We start from the raw sequence: 21,386 nt of genomic DNA on the forward strand, positions 1-21,386 counted from the left end.
CGCCCGCCGCGTTACGCTGTGCGCCAGATACGACGAGCTGCGCGACTGTGCGCAGCCGCTGGCGGGCATGGTGCGAGCACCCGGGGGGGCCGTGGCCCAGCGTAGTTTGCCGTCCGCGCGGCGTGATGCGCTGCGCGCGGATCTGCTGCGTGACTTCGTTGACGTGCTTGATCAGAGCGCCGCCCCGACCGACCCGGCCCAGCGGGCGCTGCTGGTGCGCTGCTTCGAGCGGCGCGCCGGGGTCCGGCTGTACCTGCCGCAGTTCGACGTTCCCCGAGACTGGTGCTACCAGTTCGTGGCGGGATGCGTCGATGACCTCGCCGACGGGGTGCAGACCCTGGTCGACGCGGTCGAGGATCTGCGCCCGCGCTCCCCGCTGCTACACGGTCTGCGCCGCCTGCAGGGCGAGTGGGAGGCCCTCGCGGTCGCCGAGCAGGCCGGTGACCTGTGGGAGGTGCTGCGGGCGGAGCTCGGCGGGGTGCCGGCCCGGTCGGCCACCCGGGCCTTTCGGGAGGCCTGCTACCCGGCCCAGCCGCCGCACCACTGCGCGGATGCCTGGCAGCTGTTCGTGTGGGCGGCCGGTCGGGAGCCGCAGCCGGGCACCCTGGCGCCCCACGCGGTGTTCCTGCTGCACTGCGCCGATCTGCTCACGCCGGCCACGGTGGTGCGGGTCGAGGCGTGGCTGTGCGCACGGGCCTACCGAGAGGCGCTCACCCCGCGGCTCAACGAGGCCAGGCTGGCCGCGGCCGCCTGTTCCAGCTGGGCCCGCACCCGACGTTCCTGCGTGGCGTTCCTGCAGTTCCAGCCGCTCGGGCCGGCGCACACCTATCGCGCGGCGTGGTGGCTGGGCTGGGCGGGGGAGCCGGTCGCCCACCGCGGCCCGGCCCGGCCGGCGACGACCGAACAGTTCGAGGAGATCGCGGCCATCGTCGTCGAGGAGGCCGAGGAGGTCTTCGCCGGTGAGCTGCCCGCCGGTGAGCTCGCCGCCCTGACGGTGGAGATCGTCCTGCCGGCCGAACAGCTGGCCCTGCCGGTCACCGGCTGGGGCCGGTCGGTCGGTGGCACCCACCGCTTTCTGCTGCAGGATCATGCGCTGGTGGTGCGCAGCTTCGAGCGCGCCCACTGGCCGATCGCCACCCGGTTTCGCTGGTTGCAGCGCTGGGCCGCGCTCACCCAGGCCGATGAGGGTGCGCTGCTGGCGGTGGACGCCGCCCAGGTCGGGGTCTACGGGTTGGACTCCGACCACCGGATCGCCGCGGTCGCCATCAGCGGCCCGCCGATGCCCGGAACGCCGGCCCAGCGCCAGCTCGCCGGCGCGCTGCAGGCCGGGATCGGCGTCGCCGCCTGGGAGCACGCCGACCCCGACCGGCCCGCCGGCGATGCCGCGCTGATCGCGCTGCTGCTGGCCGGCAGCCCGCTCGACCTGCCGCACCGGTTCCGCCTCGAGAACCTCGCCCGGCTGGAGTCGCTGGGTGACCTCACGGCGCTCGGTGACCCGGCGAAGGTCCGGGACGCGGCTGCCCGGCGTACGGCGACCCTGCTGTGGGACGATCCCGGCCGGGTCGCCGGGCGCACCCGGGTCGCGTCGTCGCCGGTCGAGCCGACCCGGTGGGAGTTCGCATGACGCTGAACGACGCTCCCGGCGCGGACCAGCCAGCCGACGATCAGCCCGACAAGCCGACCCGGCTGCGGTATCTGCGGGAGCCACCGCGCGGTGGCCTGCCCTCGAGCGGCTGGGGCGAGCACGGCTTCACCGAGACGCTCACGGGTGCCCTGCATCCGTTGCCGGTGGTGGCCTGGAATCTGCATCTCGTGGTCGATGCCAACCCGACCTTCTCCGCGGTGTGGTCGGACGCCGTGCCCACGCTGGCCGAGACGCTGCGCGCCCAGCCCGCGTTCCACACGGTCGCCGTCAGCTACCTTCGGTCCACGCCGGGCCGTGTCGACCCTGGCCTGCCCGAGCAGGGCCGCGCCGCGACCCGGATGACCTGGCTGTTGACCGACGGGGTGGGCCCGGCCTGGAAGTCCGGGCAGATGGCGCGGGTGCTCGCGGGGTGGGCGACCGGCGGGCCGGTGGCGGTCCTCGACGTGCTCGCGGCGCACACCTGGCACCAGAGCGATCTGCGTGCCACGCGGGTCCGGATGCTGGGGGTCGGCCCGGACGAACCCGGTCGGGTGAGCCGGTGGCACTACGGCGGGCCGGGGGGCGCCGAGCGGCCGGGTCCGTCCACGCTGCCGGCGCCGGTGCCCGTGCTGGAGATCGACGCGGGATGGATCGCCCGGTGGGCTCGGTTCGTCGCCGCGCGTGATGCGAGCTGGTTCGAGACCGCCGCGGTCCTCACCGGTCCGGACGCCTCGGCGGCGGACCCGGTGGTACCGCTGTCGGCGCCGTCAGCCGCGGAGCGGCTGGCGAACTTCGGTGCCTACGCGTCCCCCGCCGCGCAGCGCCTGGCCGCTCTGCTGGCGGCGGTTCCCGCGCTTGGCCGGCGAGGTCTGCGCGCCGTCGCCGGCATCGCCGGCGCCCACCGCCGGGATCTGTCCGAGGTGTTCGCGTTCGGTCTGCTGGCCCCCGGTGCGGCCCGCGCGACCTTCGAACCCGATCCGGACCTGCGGGGCGCCCTGCGCGCCCAGCTCACCCACTCCGACGTCGAACGAGTGCGTCGCGCGGTCGCCCCGACACCACATCCACATCCCGAAACTGAAAGTGAAAAGCACATCACTATGAGTAGTATCACTGGGGTGGGTCGACTCATGACCGAGGCCACTGGGCCCTCGAGCGCGGTGCCCGCCAGCCGGCGGGACGCCGACGTCGCGGACCGGTCCGAACCCGGCACCAGGGCGCCGGACCCGCACGCGGCGGTGCCCATCGGGCCCACCGAGTCCGGCGGGCCCACCGTGGCGGCGGCGACCTCGCTGATGTCCGCGGGTCACCTGCCGCGGCTGTGGGGCAACGTGCCCTCGCGCAATCCGCACTTCACCGGCCGGCACGACCTGTTGGACGCCCTGGATACCCGGTTGCGTGAGGGCATCACCTCCGTGCTGCCCGAGGCGCTGCACGGGATGGGCGGGGTCGGCAAGACACAGCTCGCCGCCGAGTACGTCTACCAGCATCTGGGCGACTTCGATGTGATCTGGTGGATTCCCGCCGAGCAGAGCGTCCAGATCGCCAACGCGTTCATCGAGCTGGGCCAGCGGCTCGGACTCGACGTCGGCTCCGAGGCGAACGTCGCCGTCCGCCAGGTCGTCGAGGCCCTGCGTCTGGGCGACCCCTACCCACGCTGGCTGCTGGTGTTCGACAACGCCGACGATCCCGCGGCCGTGCGGGAGTACGTTCCCGCCTCCTCGACCGGACGGATTCTGGTCACCTCCCGTAATCCCGGTTGGGGCCATGTGAGTCGTCCCCTCGAGGTGGCGGTGTTCCGCCGCGAGGAGAGCGTCGACCTGCTGCGCAGCCGGGGTGGTCCGCTCACCGACACCGACGCCGACCGGCTCGCCGCCGCCCTCGGTGACCTGCCCCTGGCGATCGAGACCGCCGCGACCTGGCGGGCCGAGACGGGCATGTCCGCCGCCGAGTACCTGCAACTGCTCGACGACAAGCTGACCGAGCTGCTGGACACCCCACCGGCCGACTACCCGCGTCCGGTCACCGCCGCGTGGAACGTGTCGCTGGACCGGCTGGCCGAGAGCAACCCGGCCGCGCTGGAACTCCTGCAGGTGTGCGCGTCCTTCGCACCGACGCCGATCTCCCGCCAACTGCTGTCCCGGGCTTTCAACGAGACGATCTCCCCAGCCCTGGACGAGGCGCTGCGCGACCCGGTGAAACTCAGCCGGGCGATCCGCGACGTCCACCGGTTCGCCCTGGCCCGCATCGACCATCGCGACAACTCGATCGTCATGCACCGCCTGGTGCAGGCCGTGCTGGTCAACCGGATGACCCCGCCGCAGCAGGGAACCATGCGCCACGGCGCCCATGTGATGCTGGCGGCCAGCGACCCGAACGACCCGCTCAACCCGGCGCTGTGGTCGACCTACGCGGATCTCTATCCGCACATGGTCGCCTCCAACACCGAGCGGTGCGAGGACCCCCGGGTCCGTCAGCTGCTGATCAACCTGTGCGACTACCTGTGGTCCTGGGGTGATCACGAGGGCAGTGCCGAGTTCGCCCGCCGGGTGAGCGAGGCCTGGCGGGCCGACTTCGGCGACGAGGACCCCTACACCCTGCAGATGAGCCTGCGTTTCGGCTGGGGGCTCGTCGTCGTCGGTCGCTACGCCGAGGCCGCCGAGGTCAACCAGCGCACCTACGAACTGTCGATGCGGGTCAACGGCCCCGACGCCGAGATGACCAACGAGCTGATGGGCAACATCGGTGCCGACCGGCGTTGGCGCGGCGAGTTCGCGGCGGCGCTCGAGATCGCGCAGGACGCCCACACCCGTGCCCGCCGGGCGTTCGGCCCCGACGATCCGCAGACCCTGGGCGCCGCCCACAACGTGGCGGTGTGCCTGCGTCTGCTCGGCCGGTACAGCGAGTCCTTGGTGCTGGGGGAACAGACCTGGACGCAGGCGGTGCGGTTGTACGGCGAGGACCACACCGAGAGCCTGACCAGCCTGACCGGGGTCGCCCTGGACCGCCGTGAGCTCGGCGACTATCTCGGCGCCCGAACCGCGCAGGAGGACATCGAGGCCCGCTTCCGGCGGGTGTACGACCTCACCGAGAACCATCCGGCCCGGCTGCATGCCATCCGCTACCTGGCGGTGGCCCATCGCAAGGCCGGTGACCACCCGCGGGCGCTGGTGCTGTCGCGCGATGTCGAACAGCGCTTCTTCCACCGCTACGGCGGCCGACACCCGTCCTCCCTGGCCGCGGCGCTGGGACTGTCGATCGACCTGCGCCACGCCGGGTTGCTCCAGGAGGCCCGCGACGTGTGCCTGCGGACGCTGCGCCGCTACACGGACAAGATCGGCGAGGCACATCCGCACACCCTCGCGGCGGCGGTCAACCTCGCCGTCATCGACCGTCTCGCCGGTCGCGCCGCCGACGCCCTCGACCGCGACGAGCAGACGTTCGCCGCCTACACCGAGCGGCTCGGCGCCGAGCATCCCAGCACCCTCGCCGCGGCGACGAACCTGGCCAGCGATCTGCACGCACTCGGACGCTTCGCCGCGGCGTCGCACCGCGACGAACTGACGCTGGCGATCTCGACGCGTGCCCTCGGCGAGCGCCATCCCTCCACCCTGGCGGTCGCGGCGAACCTCGCGATGGACCTGCGGGCCCTCGATCGCACCGACGAGGCACGCGAGCAACAGGCCAGGACCCTGATCCGGATCGACACGGTGCTCGGCCGCGACCATCCCGCCGCGCGTCAGGTGGTCGCCTGGATTCGGCTGGACTGCGACATCGACCCGATGCCCATCTGACCCGACTGTTCCCGCGCGGGGACGAGCGGGGCGAGCCACCCGGCGAGTTCCACCAGCCGCGCCGGCAGGGCCCCACCGGTGATCTCCCGGGCCACGGCCGCGACCAGGTCGGGCCGTCGAAGCAGCACGCGGCCCGCCGGGTGCCGCTCACCGAGGGCCAGGCCCAGCCCGACGAGCGCCCGCCGCCGCTGTTCACCGGGCTGTCCCCGCTGCTCACCAGTCTGTCCCCGCTGTTCACCGGGCTGACGCAGCAGCGCCGCGTAGCGGGTCAGGGCCAGATCATGGTCGCCGCGGATGAGGGCGCAGTCGGCGGTGGTGGCGCCGCGGTAGGCCCGCGCCGGCTCGTCGCGTTCGATCCGCCGCAGGGCATCCCGGTCGGCCAGCCACAGCCGGGCCAGGCAGGCCCGGGTGTCCAGGGCGCGGACATCCGGATCGGGTTCGAGTCGCCGCGCCGGTGCGGGCGACCCCACGGGCGCCGCGTCGCCCGCCCGCCAGGCCGCGGCGAGCGCGCGTGCCGCCCGCGGTGCCACGGCGAGATGATGCAGCTCCCACAACGCGCGGGCATCCGCGGTCACCAGCTCCGCGAGACGGTCGGCCTGCGCCGGGACGGGTTCGGTCAGCCAGCCGGTCACCGTGGTGACGACACCGGTCACGAAACGGCGCCCGAGCGCGGTCAGCGGGCCGGTCCGCAGCAGGTCCCAGGCGGTCTCCCACACGGCGCGGCGGCCCAGGGCGAACTCGAGGTGCGCGAGCATGGCCTCCTGCGCCGCGCCGCGTCGGCGCTGGGTACGCCAGAAGTCGGTGACGCCGAAGAACGCGTACACCCCCTGCAGGGCGCTGCGCGCGGGCCGCGGATCGTCGCGCCAGGGGACCCGGCGCAGATGCGGCGCCGCCGCCGGATCGACCAGCTCACCCAGGTGCAGCAGGGCGCCCAGCACGCAGTGGCGCACCTCGTGGACGAGGGTGACCGCGCCGTCCACCGCGTCGGTGGGCATCGACATCACGACACTGCCCACGGCATCGCCGGACGTCGCGCTGAACGATCGGAAACGGGCGGTGGACGGAGCCGGTACGACCGTGAGGATCGCCGCGTCGACCGCCGCCGCGGTCCCGGGATGACCGGTGCGCAGGACCTCGCGGGCCGCGCCCAGACGCCGCTCCCACCGCGAGATCTCCGCGGCGGGCAGCCATTCCGGCCGGGCGTCACTGTCCGCCCTGCGGTACGGGTCGGCATCCTCGATGATCAGGCCGGTGTCGACCGTGCGGGTCCGGCGCCATCGAGGCGCCGAGTTCTGATCATCCGGGGCCGGCGGGCCGCCCGGCTGGTCGGGACCGGGAACGCGGACCCTGTCCGCGGGGCCGACGATCCACACCGCCGTACCCGGGCCGCTGCCCGGGCCGTTGTCCGGGCCGTTGTCCGGGTCGGTGCCGGTGCCGGTGCCGGGAGTCGTACTGGAATCGATGGTCGTGCTGGTGACCGTCGCGATGTCCCAGGGGTCCAGCCCCATCAGGTGCGCGTGGCCGAGGGAGGGCAGATGGACGACACCGTGGCGGGCGGGAACCGTGAGGCTACCGGCACAGCCGGCGCGCACCGCGGCGGCGGCCGCCAGGGCGTGCAGGTAACCGACGTCCACCCACAGCGGCACGCCGGCGGGCGGCTGGTCGCGCAGCCGGCGCAGCAGCCGGGCGGCCCACGCCCCGGTGAACGGCTGGTCGAGCACCGCCCGCACGGCCGGCGGGCTGCGGCGCTCCGCCTCGACCAGCAGCTGCCACGCCTCGTCCACCGGGGCCAGCGGGCCGGACGCTTGCGGCCGGGTGCCGAGCAGCTCGAGGACCGCGCGCATCGCGATGCGGCGGTGGCTGATCTCGGCGTCCAGCAGGCGCCGCACGACGGCCGGCTCGAGCCCGCCCAGGGCCAGGCTGTCGAGGTCGGACCCCGACAGCCGGTGCAGCCCCACCGCCGGGTCAGAGCGAGCCGGGCCAGGCGGCACGGCGGGCATCAGCGCAGCCGTTGCCAGCAGCCACCGCTGTCACCGGTGCCCCGCCTGCTCCAGGCGCACCGCAGGTCCAGGTCGTCGAGCAGGCGATCGACCTCATGGCGCAGGGTGTCATCGGAGCTGTTTCGGAGTCTGTCGAGACTCAGCCCGCGTACGTCGGCAAGGTACAGACCGAGGGTGGCGTCAGCCATGGCGCTCCCGTTCATCCCCGACGGTTTCCGCTCGGTGGCCGAAACCGGCAGCCGAAACGTCACCTGTCAGGCAGAAGGTCAAGGCCGCATTTCGAGTGTCGCACAACCAGCCCTTGTGACGCGGCGATCCCCTGTGACACAAGGGGAAGGCGACGGTCGGCCGAGGGATCAGCGCGAGGCGCAGGACGCCCGGATACCGAGGCCCTCGTAGTACTTCTCGGCCGCGCTGGCCAGGGGGACCAGGCAGTACAGCGAGCTGGTCGAAATGGCGTCGTGGACGGAGCGGAACTGCCGCCCGTCGTCGGCCCCCCACAGGGCCCGCTCGAAGTCGGCGCGGTGGATGTCCAGGGTGCGTGCGGCGAAAGCGACCAGATCAGGATCGGCGCCCTTGTCGACGACCAGCCCGTTGGGCGCACCAATGGTGTTCACCGCCGGCACGTCGCCATAGTCGCCGGAGGTCACGGGCACCGACTCGTACACCCGGCCGGCGATGAACCTGTCGCCGAGCCGGAAGCGGTAGGCGGCGTCCCAGTTCGCCATCATCGCCGGAAGTTCGTCGGCCAGCGGCAACAGCCGTATCCGCAGCCCGTCACCCAGGGCCCGCACAATCTGCGGGGTTGGTGCCCCGCCGGCCCACAACAGGCCGTCGATGCGGCCGGCGGCCAGATCCGCCAGGCCCCGGGGAAGGTCGCTGGCCACCTTCGACGGTGTGCATTTCAGCAGGTTCTGAAACAGCACCTGACCAAGCTGTTCGGTGCCGGAGCTTTTCAGACCAGTGGAGATCCTGCGGTCACACAGCTGCGCCGCGGTGGTGATCGGCGAATCGGCCCGCACGATCAGGTGGAGCAGGTCGAACCAGAGCGGGCCGACCGTGCGCAGGTCGGTCAGCGGCATGTTGCTGAACTGGTTGACCCCGAACCGCGCGTCGACGGTGGTGTTGAGCTGGACCACGGCCGTCGCGCAGGTCGCGCCGGCCGGGTCCTGCAGGCGCAGCAGGTTGTCGCCGGTGCCGTTGGTGGCCAGCACATCCACGGTGGTACCGGGATAGCGCTTGGTGATGCGGGCGGCCAGTTCCTTGCCGTAGGCGTTGTACGGGGTGCCGTGCTGCCCGGTGTAGATGTTGACGTTCGCGCATGCCCCCAGCTGGGCGGAGGGATGCCACGGGGAGATCGGCGAGGTCGGCACCAGCACGGCGACCAGGGCCAGGACCGCCGCGATGGCCACGATCAGGCCCGCCACCGCGCGCCGACGGCGCCGCGGCCGCCCCGGTTCCGGCGCCCGGGTGCCGGTGGCGATCCCAGCGCCCGCGCCGTTCGCGCCGCCCGCATCGCCGTTCAGGGACCGGAGGTCAGGGGGCCTCCCGGTCGGCTCGGGGACCGTCTGCCGCGGTGGCGCGATGATCGTGGTCTCCCAGACCTGGTCGGCCGGTTCCACCTCGGCGTCCCCCAGCAGGCTGGCGATCAGCTGGCCGGCGTCGGGGCGACGGTAGGGGTTCTTGTGCAGTGCCCGGCGGACGATCACCTCGAGGTCGGGGGCGAGGCCGGACAGATCCGGCTCCTCGTAGACGACCCGGTCGAACAGCTCCGCGAAACTGCCCTCACCGAACGGCGCCCGGCCGGTCGCCGCGTACAGCACCACACCGGCCCAGGCGAAGACGTCCGCCGGCCGGGAGATGTCGAAACTGCCCTGATGGCGGGCGCGCTGCGCCTGCTCCGGGGCCATGTAGGCCGGGGTCAGCCACTGCGGGACGTCCGGATCGTCGCCGCGGTCGGCCCCCGTGCGCGCGGGCCCGACCAGCGCCGCGGCCACCCCGAAGTCGATGACCCGCGGGCCGAGAACGGCCAGCAGCACGTTCGCCGGCTTGAGATCCCGGTGCACCACCCCGGCGTTGTGAATGGCCCGCAGCGCCGAGGCCACACCTATCGCGAACCGTTTGGTGTCGTGCTCCGACAGCGGCACACCGGAGGTGATCTGCTGGCGCAGATCGGGGCCGTTGACATACTCCGTCACCAGGTAGGGAGTGTCACCGGTGTCGAAGTCGAGGACCGCCGCCGTGCAGAAGGGCTGCACCTGCCGGGCGTTCTCGATTTCCCGCAGGAATCGGCCCCGGAAACCCGGCGCGAGGACGTACTCGGAACGGATGGCTTTGACCGCCACCGGGGCGGCCCCGTCGCGGGCGGCATAGTAGACGGTCCCCATCCCGCCTTCGCCGAGAACACGCCGCAGGCGATATGGTCCGATTTCGTCCGGATCGTGCGGGCGAAGGGGTAGTCCGGGCAGCTCCCACCGGCCGCCAGCGCCGACACCCGGCACTGGACGTTCGCCAGGCGGGAATCCCGGGCCGACCGTCACGCTGCTCCCCGTCCGACGTGATCCGACCAGTTGCACTCCGGTGAGCCCGGCTGCTCGGAGGAACCATACCGGAGTGAAAAGTCCTCGGGAAATGGGGCCCGGGCGCCGTTTTCACGGTTCGGCCGCAACCCGCCGGCTCTCCCGCCGCTCCTGCGCCGACGGTCGCGCCGTTCGTCCCGCGCGTGACTGGCCCGGACGGGTGACGAACCGGCAGGCCGGACCCGGCGAGCGGGTAGCGTCCGCCCCGGCAACGTATGCGGGGTGTCCCGGGTGACCGGGAAGAATCGGGAAGCCGGTGGAAGTCCGGCACGGGCCCGCCGCGGTGACCGGGGAGCAGCCGCCCACGCGTCTCCCACGCAGCCACTGGGCCGGATCGGCCTGGGAAGGCGGGCGGTCGGCGTCGATCCGGGAGTCCGAAGACCGGCCCCGCCACAGCGCCGCCCTCACCGGCGGCCCGGCAGCGGGAGCCTGGCGTGTCCACCGAACGTGATCGTCGCACCATCGAGACCGAAACCCTCTACGACCTGCTGTATCGCCGCCGGGATGTACGCGGCGAGTTCACCGGCGCCCCGGTGCCCGACGCGGTGCTGCACCGCGTGCTCGCCGCCGCGCATGCCGCGCCGAGTGTCGGGCTGAGCCAGCCCTGGGACTTCGTCGTCGTCACCGACCTCGCCACCCGGCGTGCCTTCGCCGCGCATGTCCAGCGCGAGCGGGCGGTGTTCACCGAGTCCCTGGACGCCGCGCAGGCCGCCCGGTTCGCCCCGATCCGCATCGACGGGGTGCTGGCGTCCTCGCTGTCGCTGGTCGTCACCTACGACCCGGCCCGCGGTGCCCCCGCGGTGCTGGGCCGGCATGCGATCGCCGACACCGGGCTCTACTCGGTCTGCCTGGCGGTGCAGAACCTGTGGCTGGCCGCGACCGCGGAGGGCCTCGGCGTCGGCTGGGTGTCGTTCTACCGCGAACCGTTCGTCCGCGACCTGCTCGCGATCCCGGCCGGCATCCGCCCGGTCGCCTGGCTGTGCCTGGGCCCGGTGACGGCCCTGCGTGAACTGCCCGACCTGGAGCGGCACGGCTGGGCCCGACGCCGCCCGCTGGCCGACGTCCTGCACCGCGAGCGGTGGCAGGCCCGTCCCGAGACCGAGACCGAGACCGAGCCGTGACCCAGACCGAGCCGTGACGAGGCCACGGTCGGTCGTTCGCCCATCCGCCCGTTCATCCACCCGTTCGTCCGCCTGTTCGTCCGCTCGTGCACATGCCGGCCTCGGCCGCATGCCGAGGGTTGTTTGGCAGGGGAGAGGTCGCAATCCTTGAACAACCCTCGGCATCACACCTACCAGGCCTCGGCATCAGGTCCACGGTCCCCGATTCTCGGTCCTCGGTCCTCGGTCCTCGGTCCTCGGTCCTCGGTTCCAGCGCTGCGAGCGTTCGGTATCAGGTCTGCGGCGTTCGGTATTGGGGCTATGCCCCTTCGGCATTCCAGGCCCCTTCGGCATTCCAGGCCCCTTCGGCATTCCAGGGTCTCGGTCGGGGTTCGGGACCGGGCCCGTTTGTGGGCTGCCCGTTCGGGCCATCCAGGTGGCCCTCGGGATGGTGGTGGCCACCCGGACGCGGGCGGGTCGCGGACCCGTCGCGGTGGCCGCGGCCTGGCATACCGACGGGTTCGCGGGGGAACCGTCCACCCCCGGTGATGAAACCCATATTCACCTCGGACCGTGCGCTCGACGTCGTCCGGCATCCTGACCAGGGACCGCACCTGGGACCGCCGGGTAGTGGTCCGTGCCCGCGGGCGTACGGAGAACGACGGCAGTCAGGCTGCCGGCTCCGGCGCGGGAGGGGGCGACGCGCGCGACGCATGGGGGAGACGCCGGCGGAATCGACCTGGAACTGCGTAGCGAAGTGGTGATGGCCAGCAGTGGTGAGAAGAAGCAGTGGTTAGAAGGCTGGGAAGTTCCTACACCCTGCTGACCCGGGTCGGCCGGGGCGGCATGGGCGAGGTGTGGCGCGGCCATGACGAGGCAGGCAATGTTCTTGCCTTCAAACTGCTGCTGCCACATTTCACCGCCGACCCTGGCGTGGTCGCCCGGTTCATGCGGGAACGCGCCATCCTGATCCGGGTTCAGTCGCCGTTCGTGGTGGCCATTCACGACCTGGTCGCCGAACGCGGTGATCTGGCCATCGTGATGGAGTACGTCGACGGTTCGGACCTGCGCCAGGAACTGCATCGACGGCGCACGCTACCGCCCGCCGAGGCGGTCGGCCTGATCGTCGACATCCTCACCGGGCTGGCGACCGCGCACCGGCTGGGCATCGTCCATCGTGACCTCAAACCGGAGAACGTGCTGCTCGACCGGCGGGACGGGACCTCGCAGCCCAAGGTCTCCGACTTCGGGATCGCCGGGCTGTGCGCCTCGGCGACCCGCCTGACCGTCCCCGGCGGGATGCTCGGCACCCCGCTGTACATGGCGCCGGAAAGCGTCGACGGGGGAGTGGTCGGCCCGGCCGCGGACGTCTACGCCGCCGGAACGATGCTCTACGAGATGCTCTGTGGCGTCGCGCCGTTCGCCGGCCGGGAGATGCTCTCCATCCTGCGTGCGCACGCGGACCTCGCGCCGGGACGGCCACCGGGCATCCCCGACGAGCTGTGGGCCGTGCTGGCCGCGATGCTCGCGAAGGACCCGCAGCAGCGGCCCGACGTCGATCAGCTGCGGGCCCTGCTGCCTGGTCTCGCGGGGATGGCCGCCGGTCTTGGCCTGGACACGCCCCCCGCCTCGAGCCGGGTCCACTCGATTCCCGTGCCTGAGCAGGTCCGCTCGCGGACCGGTGTTCCCTCCTGGGTGCCTGTCGCCGTCCGCTCGGGTGCGTCCGGCGAGGCGGCGGCGCTGCTGACGTCGCTGCCGGCCACAACCACCGGCGACAAGGCGGCCGTTCCCGTCGATCCCTCGTCCCCGTCGTCCCCGTCGTCCCCGTCGTCGCCTGCGGACCCGTCATCCCCCGCGGATGCCGCTGGTTCCGCGGTGGCCGGCTTCGACGAGCCGGCGACCACCCCGGTGGCCATCCCCTCGATGCTCCGGTCAGCGACGGGACGTCCGGCAGCCGCCGCGCGGACCGCATCCGAGACCGAGCCGAAGACCGAGACCGCACGTGGCACCGGAAGTGGGACCGCAAGCGGGACCGACGCCAAGAGCGACGCCAGGACCGGTGACGAGGCCGACGCCGAGGAACCGGTCACCACGCCGACTCCGGTGCCGCCGTCCCTGCCCCTGCCACACCCCGGGCTCGACACGGCTCCCACCGAGCACACCGAGTTGGTACCACCACCGGCCGGTCGGACGGCTGTGCCCGGGGCGCGCTCGTCCGGAGCCCGCTCGTCCTCGGGGGCGCGTTCGCCGTCAGCGCCGCGTTCGACTTCCGGATCACGTTCGTCGGCGGGCACGCGTGCGTCGGCGGGGTCACGTGCGTCGGCGGGGTCGTCGGGCGCATCGGCGGGGCGGGCGGAGCCGGCGGGCGGTTCGCATCCCGACTCCGCGGTGACGGTCATGGCCCCGCCGTTGACCGGTGGTGCCGCGGCGTCGAAGAAGGCGGCTGGTGCTCCCGCCGCCGCGTCCACGGCCGTCTCGGCGGCCGCGGCCGAGACCGCGGTGCGTGCCGCGGGCGGGCGTGGGACGTCCGGTCAACGTCCGGTCCGTCCGGGGGGCACAGGCGGGGCGGGGGATCGGCGTTCGTCGACTGGCGGTGGCGGTGGCGGTGGCGGGCATCGGGCTCCGGGCTCCCGCTCCCGGATGGGTGAGTACCGCCGGTGGGTCGTGATCGGTGCGATCGGACTGACCCTGGTGCTCGTCGCGGTGGTGGTCGCCGCGCTCGGTGGCGGTGGCGACTCGCCGTCGGCTCCGACACCGACATCCCAGGTCAGCGGAGGGACGCCCGGGGGCGTGCCGGTGTCGCCGGGAGCCGGTATCGGCACGACGGGGATTCCCGCCGGACCGGGCGGCGCGGATGGTCAGGGTGGCACCGGGCTGACCGGCCCCGCCACCTCGCAGGACGGTCGGACGAGGGTGGGCGGCTCGACCGCGGCCACCCGGGGCGCGGGTGGCGGCGCGGGACCGGCGGCTCCGGCCCCGGCGCCGACCCGGGCGACACCGTCGCCGGCCGCCCCGGAGCCCAGCAGCGCCCCGACGCCCACCCATGCCCCGCCGTCACCGACCCGCACACCCGACCCTGATCCGCCGTCGCAGACCAGCGAACCATCGCCCGAACCCACATCGGCCAGGCCCACGACCGCGAAGCCGACCGTGCGGGCGACGGCGTTGCCGACGATCAGACCCACCGGCAGGTCGACGTCGACCGCGAGCGCCGGTTCGACGCCCACCTGCGACGTCCCCTCCTCGGACGGCACCGCCTGCCCGACCGGGCGTGGCTGGCAGTCACTGGTCTCCGCCGAGGGCACCCGCGCCGGGATCGTCATGGTGTGACCCACCCGGCGCGATGGTGTGACCCACCCGGCGCGATGGTGTGATCCACCCGGCCTTCGAGGTCGACCCGGGTGGGACGTCCGTCAGCAGGGTGGCGGTGTGCCGCCGGCCTGGCCGTTGGGTGGGCCTGTCGGGCAGCCGGCGGACGGGGACGCGCCGAGCGTCGGCTCGGCGCTGGTGGTCGGCCCGACGGTCGGGGACGCCCCGGAGGTCGGACCGGTGGTCGGGGACGGCGTGGGACTCGCGGAACCCGGGAGGCTGGGCGTCGTCGTGACCCTGGTGGTGGCCGACGGGCCGACAGGGGACGGGGCCAGCGTGCCATCGGGCCCGACCGGTCGGCTTCGGGTCGGCGCCGACGGGCCCCGATGCGCGCCACCGCGACCGTCCGCTCCGGCGCCGCCGGCACCCGGGTCGCCTCCCGGCCCCGGTGCCAGACCGCCCTGCGCCGGCGGCGGAGTCGGCTCCACCCGCGGGTGCGCACCGCCGGTGGCGGCGAACGCGACGACGACACTGGCCAGCAGCACGATCAGCAACGCGGCGCTGGCCAGCGGCGCGGCCCGACGCCAAGGCGCCGGCAACCAGCCGAACACCGCGTCAAGACGACGCCCACCGCCCGGCGGCCCCGCGGCCCCCTCCGCCCGCCCGCCCCCGCCATCGCCGCTGCCACCACCACTGTCACTGCCACTGCGGTCGTACCCGCCGGCCGCCACCGGGCCGCGGGCGCCGCCGGAGTCACGCGCGGCCCCACCGGTAGCACCGCCGGACACGGCGACGACCCCACCGCGGTCGACCCCACCGGCGAGCACACGTGGATCGTGGACGGAGAGCTGGGTCACGGCGCCCAGGCGCGGGTCGGTCTGCCCGGGCCGGCGGGGCACCGGCACGGTGCCGGCCGATCCGTCGTCATGCGGCGGTGGGGTCGGACGCAGCGCCAGGGGATGGGTCGGCTGGTCGGGTCGGTCGGGGTCGAGCGCCGCGGCGGGCCGCTCGGGGGTGCTCGGTGGCGGATGGGACTGCCACGGTGTGAGTGCCAGCGCCGCGGCCCGGTCGGCATCCGCGGGCGTGCGGACCTGAGGGTCCGCGACCAGGCCGCGGACCAGGTCGGCGGCGCTTGGCCGGTCCTGCGGGTGGCGGGCGAGGGCGGCCCGGACAAGCCCGACCAGCGCGTCGGGCACACCGGCGATGTCGGGCGGACGGTCCTCGCGCATCCGGGTGAGCACATCGGGCTCTTCGGAGGCGAACGGCGGATGCCCGGTCGCCGCGTAGGTCACGCAGGCTCCCCAGGCGAAGATGTCGGCGGCGGGGCCGGCCCGCTCGCCGCGCAGCTGCTCGGGTGCCATCCAGGCCAGGGTGCCGATGAGAATGCCGGTGCGGGTGTGGCTGGGGGTGCCGGTGGCCCGGGCGATGCCGAAGTCGATGACCTTCGGGCCGTCCCAGGCCAGCAGGATGTTCGAGGGTTTGAGATCGCGGTGCACGACGCCGACGGCGTGGATCGCGATCAGCGCGTCGGCGAGCCCCACGCTGAACCCGTGCAGCAGGCGCTCCTCCATCTGCCCGTGGCGCAGTACCGCGTCGGCCAGACTGGTGCCCTCGACGTACTCGGTGGCAAGCCACGGGGCGGCGGCATCCGGATCGGCGTCGAGCACGGCGGCGACCGCCCGCCCGTGGACGCGCCGGGCCGCCGCGACCTCACGACGAAACCGCTCCCGGAACTCGGGGTCGCCCGCGAACCGGGCGTCGGGCACCTTGACCGCCGCCGCCCGCCCCTCGGCGTTGAACCCGAGATAGACCGTGCCCATCCCGCCGGCGCCGATGCGGTTGTGGATCGTGAACGGGCCGACCCGGCGCGGGTCACCCTCGACCAGCGGGGTCAGCACGGCCCGGCCTCGCCACCGGAGAGGGCGCCGCCGGCACCCCGCTGCCGTGGGAGTCGACCGCTCGCCGCGGACCGCCCGACCTGCGCCGAAATGGTCGCTCCTCCGATCACGTTCTGATCACGTTCGACGGGACGGCCCGACCGCCGTGGCAGCATGGTCCGGGGGTGCCGTCCATGCTGCCTCCAGACGTTAGCGTGTGGGTCCGACCGGCTGGGCCCAGCCAGTCGAGGTGGGCGCGTCGCCACCTGTGGCTACCGGCGTCTACCGGCGACTGCCCGTGGCGTTCGGGTCGTTGGGCGGGATCGTGTCCAGCGCGGTGAAGGCCGTGCCCGTCCACTCGAAGCGCACGTCGGCGTGGCCGGAGGGGGCGTTGGGCTGGTCCTGCGGATCGAACGTGGCATAGCGCAGGGTGACCCGGTAGTTGTTCGGTTGGCGGACGAGGGTGATGTGGGCGCTCGGCGCCGAGGTGTCCGTGCCGCGGTACTCGCCGTCGGCGAAGACGAAGGCGAACTGCTGCGGGTTGCCCCCGGCGGACCCACCGGTCCCGATCACCACGTTGAGCCGCCGGTCCTCCTGGTAGGTGCTCAGGTCCGGGTCGTAGCCCTTACCGCGGATGATCTGTGCCGCCTCGTCGGTGGACAGCACCTTCGGCGTCGCCGACGGCGTGCTGGTCGGCGTCTGGCTCGGGGTGGGGGACGTGCTGGGCGTGGCGGTCGTGGCGCTGGTCGTGGCCGGCGCGGTCGGCGTCGACGAGGTCGGCGTGGTGCTGGCCGTCGCATCGAGGCTGCTGGACGTGGTGACGGGTGTGTCCCCGCCGTTGTGGTCGCCGGTGAGCGCCACCGCGGCCGCGATCCCACCGCCCAGCAGCACCACCGCCAGCAGCACCCCGGCGATGATCGCGCCGCGCCCGCCGCCCGACCGACCCCCGTCCCCCCCGGACGACGGCCCGTAGCTCTGCGAACCGTAGCTCTGTGCCCCGTGGTTCTGTGCCCCGTGGTTCTGTGCCCCGTGGTTGTACGCCGCGCCGTAGCCGTCCGCGCCGTACCTGCCGGCGTCGTGGCCGGCGGCGCCCTGACCGCCACCTCGGTAGCCGCTGGCGTCCCGGCCGGCCGGGCCCTGGCCGCCGGCACCGTAACCGGCGGTGCCATAGCCGGCGGCGGCGCGGCGGGGGGTGTCGGGTGCGCGTCGGGTGCGGGCGGAGAAGTCGGTGGGGGGCGGCCCCTGGGGCGGGGTGGGTGGCAGCGACCAGATCTGGGCGAGGGCGGTCTCGCTGGCCTCGTCGGAGGCCGCGGCCGAGCGCAGGTCCCGGCCCAGCAGCCGGGCCAGCAGGTCCGCGGCGCTCGGGCGCGCGGCGGGTTCCTTCGCGAGCGCGTCGCGCACGGGCCCGGCCAGGGCGGCGGGCAGGCCGGTCAGGTCGGGTTCGGCGGTCAGGATCTGCATACCGATGGCCTCGGCCCGTTCCCCACGAAACGGTGGACGGCCGGCGGCCGCGAACGCCACACACGCCCCCCAGGCGAAGATGTCGGCGGCGGCGTCGGCCCGTTCACCACGTAGCTGTTCCGGGGCCATCCAGACCAGGGTGCCGATCAGCATGCCGGTGCGGGTGTGGCTGGTACTGTCCGACGCCCGGGCGATGCCGAAGTCGATGACCTTCGGGCCGTCCCAGGCCATCAGGATGTTCGCGGGCTTGAGGTCGCGGTGCACGACGCCGGCCTCGTGGATGGCCACCAGTGCGTCGGCCAGGCCGATCGCGAGGCCCTGGACCAGCCGCTCGTCCAACGGCCCACGGGTGGCCACCGCGTCGGCGAGGCTGCGACCCTCGACGTACTCGGTGGCCATCCACGGACGTTCACCGGTGAGATTGGCGTCGAGGACAGCCGCCACCGTGCTGCCGCGGACCCGCCGGGCCGCCGCGACCTCCTGGCGGAACCGGGCGCGGAACTCCGGATCGTCGGCGAGCCCACCGGTGGGAACCTTCACCGCGGCCGGGCCGCCATCCGCGCCGAACCCGAGGTAGACCACGCCCATCCCACCGGCCCCGATACGGTTCGCCAGCCGGTACGGGCCGATCCGCTGCGGATCGTCCGACGTCAGGGGGGTCAGCACACCTGTTCCTCTCCTGCGGGTGCCCAGGTCCGGGCGGCGGCGCGACAGTCGGGCCGGAAGAATTGTGTCGTAGCGCCACCGATGCCCGCATCCCCACAGGCAACAATCACAATCCGTAGATAATTTTGGGCCTTCTCGTGACTGTCTGATGGTTGACGAGAAGGTCGTCCGGGTAGTTCATCCGCAGGATGATCGCAGTAGCCCGCGGTCGGCGCGCACTCAACCCCCGTCGCGCGCGGCGGGCTGTCGGGTTCCCGACAGGGCGCCAGACGGTCGATGTGCTTCCCGGCCAGGGCCGAGGGGCCCCACCTTCGTGTCATCTGGCGTTCGTCCGCCCGTCAACTGACGGTCTGACCGGATCCGTACGGTTGGCCGGTCAGGCTTGCACATACGTGCGTACGCACGAGAGGGAGGCCACTGTGACCGAGGTCGAACGGGTCATCCCCAAGGGCGCCGACGACCAGGCGGCCCCCCTGACGTACGGCGCGGTGGGAAACGGGCTGCACGGCTGGCTGGGTGCGGCCGGTCTCGCCGAGCAGGTCGGCGCCCAGGCCGCGAGCCTGGCCGGACTGCGCGTGCGGGACGAGGACGACGACGAGGCGATCCTGCTGCGTCCGGACGGCACTCCGGTCGACACCTGGCGGGAGAACTACCCCTATGACGAGCGCCTTGCGCGGGCCGACTACGAGCGCGCCAAGCGGCTGCTGCAGATCGAACTGCTGAAGCTGCAGTACTGGGTGAAGGAGACCGGCCAGCGCCTGGTGCTCGCCTTCGAGGGCCGCGACGCCGCAGGCAAGGGCGGGACGATCAAACGGTTCACCGAGCATCTCAACCCGCGCGGCGCCCGGGTGGTGGCGTTGGAGAAGCCCTCCCCGCGGGAGAAGGACTCCTGGTACTTCCAGCGTTACGTCCAGCATCTGCCGGCCGCCGGCGAGATCGTCCTGTTCGACCGCTCCTGGTACAACCGGGCCGGGGTGGAACGGGTGATGGGGTTCTGCTCACCCGGGGAGTACCGCGAGTTCCTGCGCCAGGCCCCCGAGCTTGAGCGGATGTGGACCCGCAGCGGCATCACCGTCATCAAGCTGTGGTTCTCGGTGTCGCGCCGGGAGCAGCAGACCCGGTTCATCGTCCGCCAGATCGACCCGGTGCGGCAGTGGAAGCTCAGCCCGATGGACCTCGCCTCCCTCGACCGCTGGGACGACTACACCGACGCCAAGGAGGCGATGTTCTTCTACACCGACACGACCGAAGCGCCGTGGACGGTGGTGAAGAGCAACGACAAGAAGCGCGCCCGCCTCGAGGCGATGCGCCACGTGCTGCACCGCTTCGACTACACCGGCAAGGACGAGTCCATCGTCGGCATCCCCGACCCGCTCGTCGTCGGTCGGGCCGCGAACCTCCTCGAGACCGGCGAGAAGGCCGACCGCACCTTCCCCACCCTGCACTGACCGGCGCCCCACGCCGGCCCCTGGAAAGCCGGCAGGGACGGCCTACGTGGTGGGCCGGCCCTGGGCCGGGGTGCGGGGGTCGGCCGGGGCGGGGGAGTCGTAGCGGGGGCGCAGGGGCTGGCCGGAGCGACCGTGGTCGGGGCGTACGGCCAGGGTCTGGTGGATCTGGGACTGGCCGGATTCGAAGCTGAGCGCGGAACCCGCCATGTACAGCCGCCACACCCGGGCCCGGCCCGGGCCGACCAGGGCGACCGCGGCGTCCCAGTTCTCCTCCAGTCGGCGCACCCAGGCGCGCAGCGTCAGACCGTAGTGTTCACGCAGGTTCTCGACGTGGCGCACCTCGAAGCCGGCGGCCTGCGTCAACGTGGTCAGCAGGCCGATCTCGTGCAGTTCGCCGTCCGGGAAGACGTAGCGGCGCAGGAAGTCGGGGCCGACCGGCAGCGGGATCGGTCCGAGCTGGGGTCGGCCGCGGTGCGCGCCCGCCGGATCACCGGGAAACGAGATGCCGTGGTTGAGCAGCCGACCACCGGGCCGGAGCAGCCCGTACAGGCTGTCGAAGTACGTCGGGAGCATCGACCGGCCGACATGTTCGACCATGCCGATCGAGCTGATCGCGTCGAACGGGCCGTCGGGGATCTCCCGGTAGTCCTGCAACCGGATCTCGATGGCGTCGGCCAGGCCGGCCTCGGCGATCCGTGCGCGGGCCAGCGCCGCCTGCTCGAGCGAGATCGTCACCCCCACCCCGCGCACCCCGTGGTGGCGGGCGGCGTGCAGCAGCAGGCTGCCCCAGCCACAGCCGACGTCGAGCAGCCGCTCACCGGGACGCAGCCCCAGCTTGCGGCAGACCAACGCGAGCTTCTCGGTCTGGGCGCGGTCCAGGGCCGTGTCGAGGGTGTGCTCCGGTGTCTCCCACACCGCGCACGAGTAGACCATCGTCGGGCCGAGCACGAGCCGGTAGAAGTCGTTGGACACGTCGTAGTGGTGGGAGATGGCGGCCGCGTCGCGGCGGGTGCTGTGGCGCCGTCCCCGCAGCCGTGCCTCCTCGGCGGGCAGGGCCGGCGGACGGGGACCGAGGGCCCGCAGCAGGGCGAGCGCGGCCGGCGCCGTGGCCGACAGGTCGCCGCGCAGCCGCGCCGGCGCGGTGTCGATCGCCTCCCGCACGGCGAGCGCCGCGAACATGTCCCCCTCGACGTCGAGGTCGCCGGCGACGAACGCCCGGGCGAACCCGAGTTGCCCCGGCCGCAACAGCACCCGGCGCAGTGCCTCCGGCGAGCGCACCACGATCCGGGTCGCGCTGTCCGGGCCGAGCGTCGAGCCGTCCCACAACCGCACCCGCACCGGCGGTGTGTCGCCGAGCAGCGCCCCCAGCAACGTTCTGGCGGCGTCGGTGACCGGCGGTGGCCAGGTCCCCGCCGCCCGCGGCTGCCCGTCGGGCCGCCGTGGCCGGTTCGACGTCTCGGCTTCCACCGGTTCGCAGTTGGTCGTCACGCGCACCCTCCAGCTCGCGTCCGCCGTCTGTGGGGCATGGCGC

11 protein-coding genes and 1 riboswitch are annotated in these 21,386 nt (G+C 73.4%); of the genes, 5 read left to right on the plus strand and 6 right to left on the minus strand.

The genetic code is table 11. The features are described from left to right. Positions 1-91 precede the first annotated feature (91 nt). Both MXD61_RS18680 and fxsT read left to right on the plus strand, forming a co-directional pair. Positions 92-1,624, plus strand: a complete 1,533-nt coding sequence (locus MXD61_RS18680; RefSeq protein ID WP_248814769.1) for a hypothetical protein — start codon at positions 92-94, stop codon at positions 1,622-1,624. Continuing rightward, entirely contained in the window at positions 1,621-5,415 is a 3,795-nt protein-coding gene (fxsT, locus tag MXD61_RS18685) for an FxSxx-COOH system tetratricopeptide repeat protein (RefSeq protein WP_248814770.1), read from the plus strand. The genes MXD61_RS18680 and fxsT overlap by 4 nt, the downstream gene beginning before the upstream one ends. Here fxsT and MXD61_RS18690 read toward each other — a convergent pair. The 3 genes from MXD61_RS18690 to MXD61_RS18700 form a co-directional block, all read right to left on the minus strand. Then, positions 5,361-7,415 (minus strand): HEXXH motif domain-containing protein, encoded by a 2,055-nt coding sequence (locus MXD61_RS18690; protein WP_248814771.1) that lies wholly within the window; start codon positions 7,413-7,415, stop codon positions 5,361-5,363. The genes fxsT and MXD61_RS18690 overlap by 55 nt on opposite strands. Continuing rightward, the gene (locus tag MXD61_RS18695) at positions 7,415-7,603 is read right to left on the minus strand and encodes a hypothetical protein (protein ID WP_248814772.1); all 189 of its coding nucleotides are present in this window, start codon (positions 7,601-7,603) and stop codon (positions 7,415-7,417) included. The genes MXD61_RS18690 and MXD61_RS18695 overlap by 1 nt, the downstream gene beginning before the upstream one ends. 168 nt (positions 7,604-7,771) lie before the next feature. Then, positions 7,772-9,991 carry a serine/threonine-protein kinase gene (locus tag MXD61_RS18700; RefSeq protein WP_308222786.1) on the minus strand — a complete coding sequence of 740 codons (2,220 nt, stop codon included), beginning with the start codon at positions 9,989-9,991 and terminating at the stop codon, positions 7,772-7,774. A 206-nt stretch (positions 9,992-10,197) separates the two neighbouring features. Further along, a riboswitch (cobalamin riboswitch) is annotated at positions 10,198-10,399 on the plus strand. A gap of 29 nt (positions 10,400-10,428) precedes the next feature. Between MXD61_RS18700 and bluB the strand changes: the two genes are divergently transcribed. Further along, complete coding sequence (gene bluB, locus MXD61_RS18705; RefSeq protein WP_248814774.1) at positions 10,429-11,115, plus strand: 5,6-dimethylbenzimidazole synthase; 687 nt, start codon at positions 10,429-10,431, stop codon at positions 11,113-11,115. Positions 11,116-11,883: 768 nt separating this feature from the next. Then, positions 11,884-14,424, plus strand: a complete 2,541-nt coding sequence (locus tag MXD61_RS18710; protein WP_248814775.1) for a serine/threonine-protein kinase — start codon at positions 11,884-11,886, stop codon at positions 14,422-14,424. A gap of 83 nt (positions 14,425-14,507) precedes the next feature. Here the strand turns inward: MXD61_RS18710 and MXD61_RS18715 are convergent, their stop codons facing one another. Together MXD61_RS18715 and MXD61_RS18720 are read right to left on the minus strand one after the other, a co-directional pair. After that, positions 14,508-16,301 (minus strand): serine/threonine-protein kinase, encoded by a 1,794-nt coding sequence (locus tag MXD61_RS18715; RefSeq protein ID WP_248814776.1) that lies wholly within the window; start codon positions 16,299-16,301, stop codon positions 14,508-14,510. 261 nt (positions 16,302-16,562) lie between these two features. Next, positions 16,563-18,407 carry an LppP/LprE family lipoprotein gene (locus MXD61_RS18720; protein WP_248814777.1) on the minus strand — a complete coding sequence of 615 codons (1,845 nt, stop codon included), beginning with the start codon at positions 18,405-18,407 and terminating at the stop codon, positions 16,563-16,565. 419 nt (positions 18,408-18,826) lie between these two features. Here MXD61_RS18720 and ppk2 point away from each other — a divergent pair, with 419 nt between their 5' ends. Beyond that, positions 18,827-19,855, plus strand: a complete 1,029-nt coding sequence (gene ppk2 / locus MXD61_RS18725) for a polyphosphate kinase 2 (protein WP_248814778.1) — start codon at positions 18,827-18,829, stop codon at positions 19,853-19,855. A gap of 42 nt (positions 19,856-19,897) precedes the next feature. On the opposite strand, the gene MXD61_RS18730 is transcribed toward ppk2, so the two are convergent. Next, positions 19,898-21,343 carry a class I SAM-dependent methyltransferase gene (locus MXD61_RS18730; protein ID WP_374629166.1) on the minus strand — a complete coding sequence of 482 codons (1,446 nt, stop codon included), beginning with the start codon at positions 21,341-21,343 and terminating at the stop codon, positions 19,898-19,900. Positions 21,344-21,386 lie beyond the last annotated feature (43 nt).

Origin of the sequence: Frankia sp. AgPm24, from assembly GCF_023243055.1 — a bacterium.
GTDB classification, from domain to species: Bacteria; Actinomycetota; Actinomycetes; order Frankiales; family Frankiaceae; genus Frankia; species Frankia umida.

What these genes read in the sequence shown, in the direction of transcription:
- MXD61_RS18695 (WP_248814772.1), bottom strand. Translation starts at nt 7,603, where the DNA reads ATGGCTGACGCCACCCTCGGTCTGTACCTTGCCGACGTACGCGGGCTG.
- fxsT (WP_248814770.1), top strand. Translation starts at nt 1,621, where the DNA reads ATGACGCTGAACGACGCTCCCGGCGCGGACCAGCCAGCCGACGATCAG.
- MXD61_RS18690 (WP_248814771.1), bottom strand. Translation starts at nt 7,415, where the DNA reads ATGCCCGCCGTGCCGCCTGGCCCGGCTCGCTCTGACCCGGCGGTGGGG.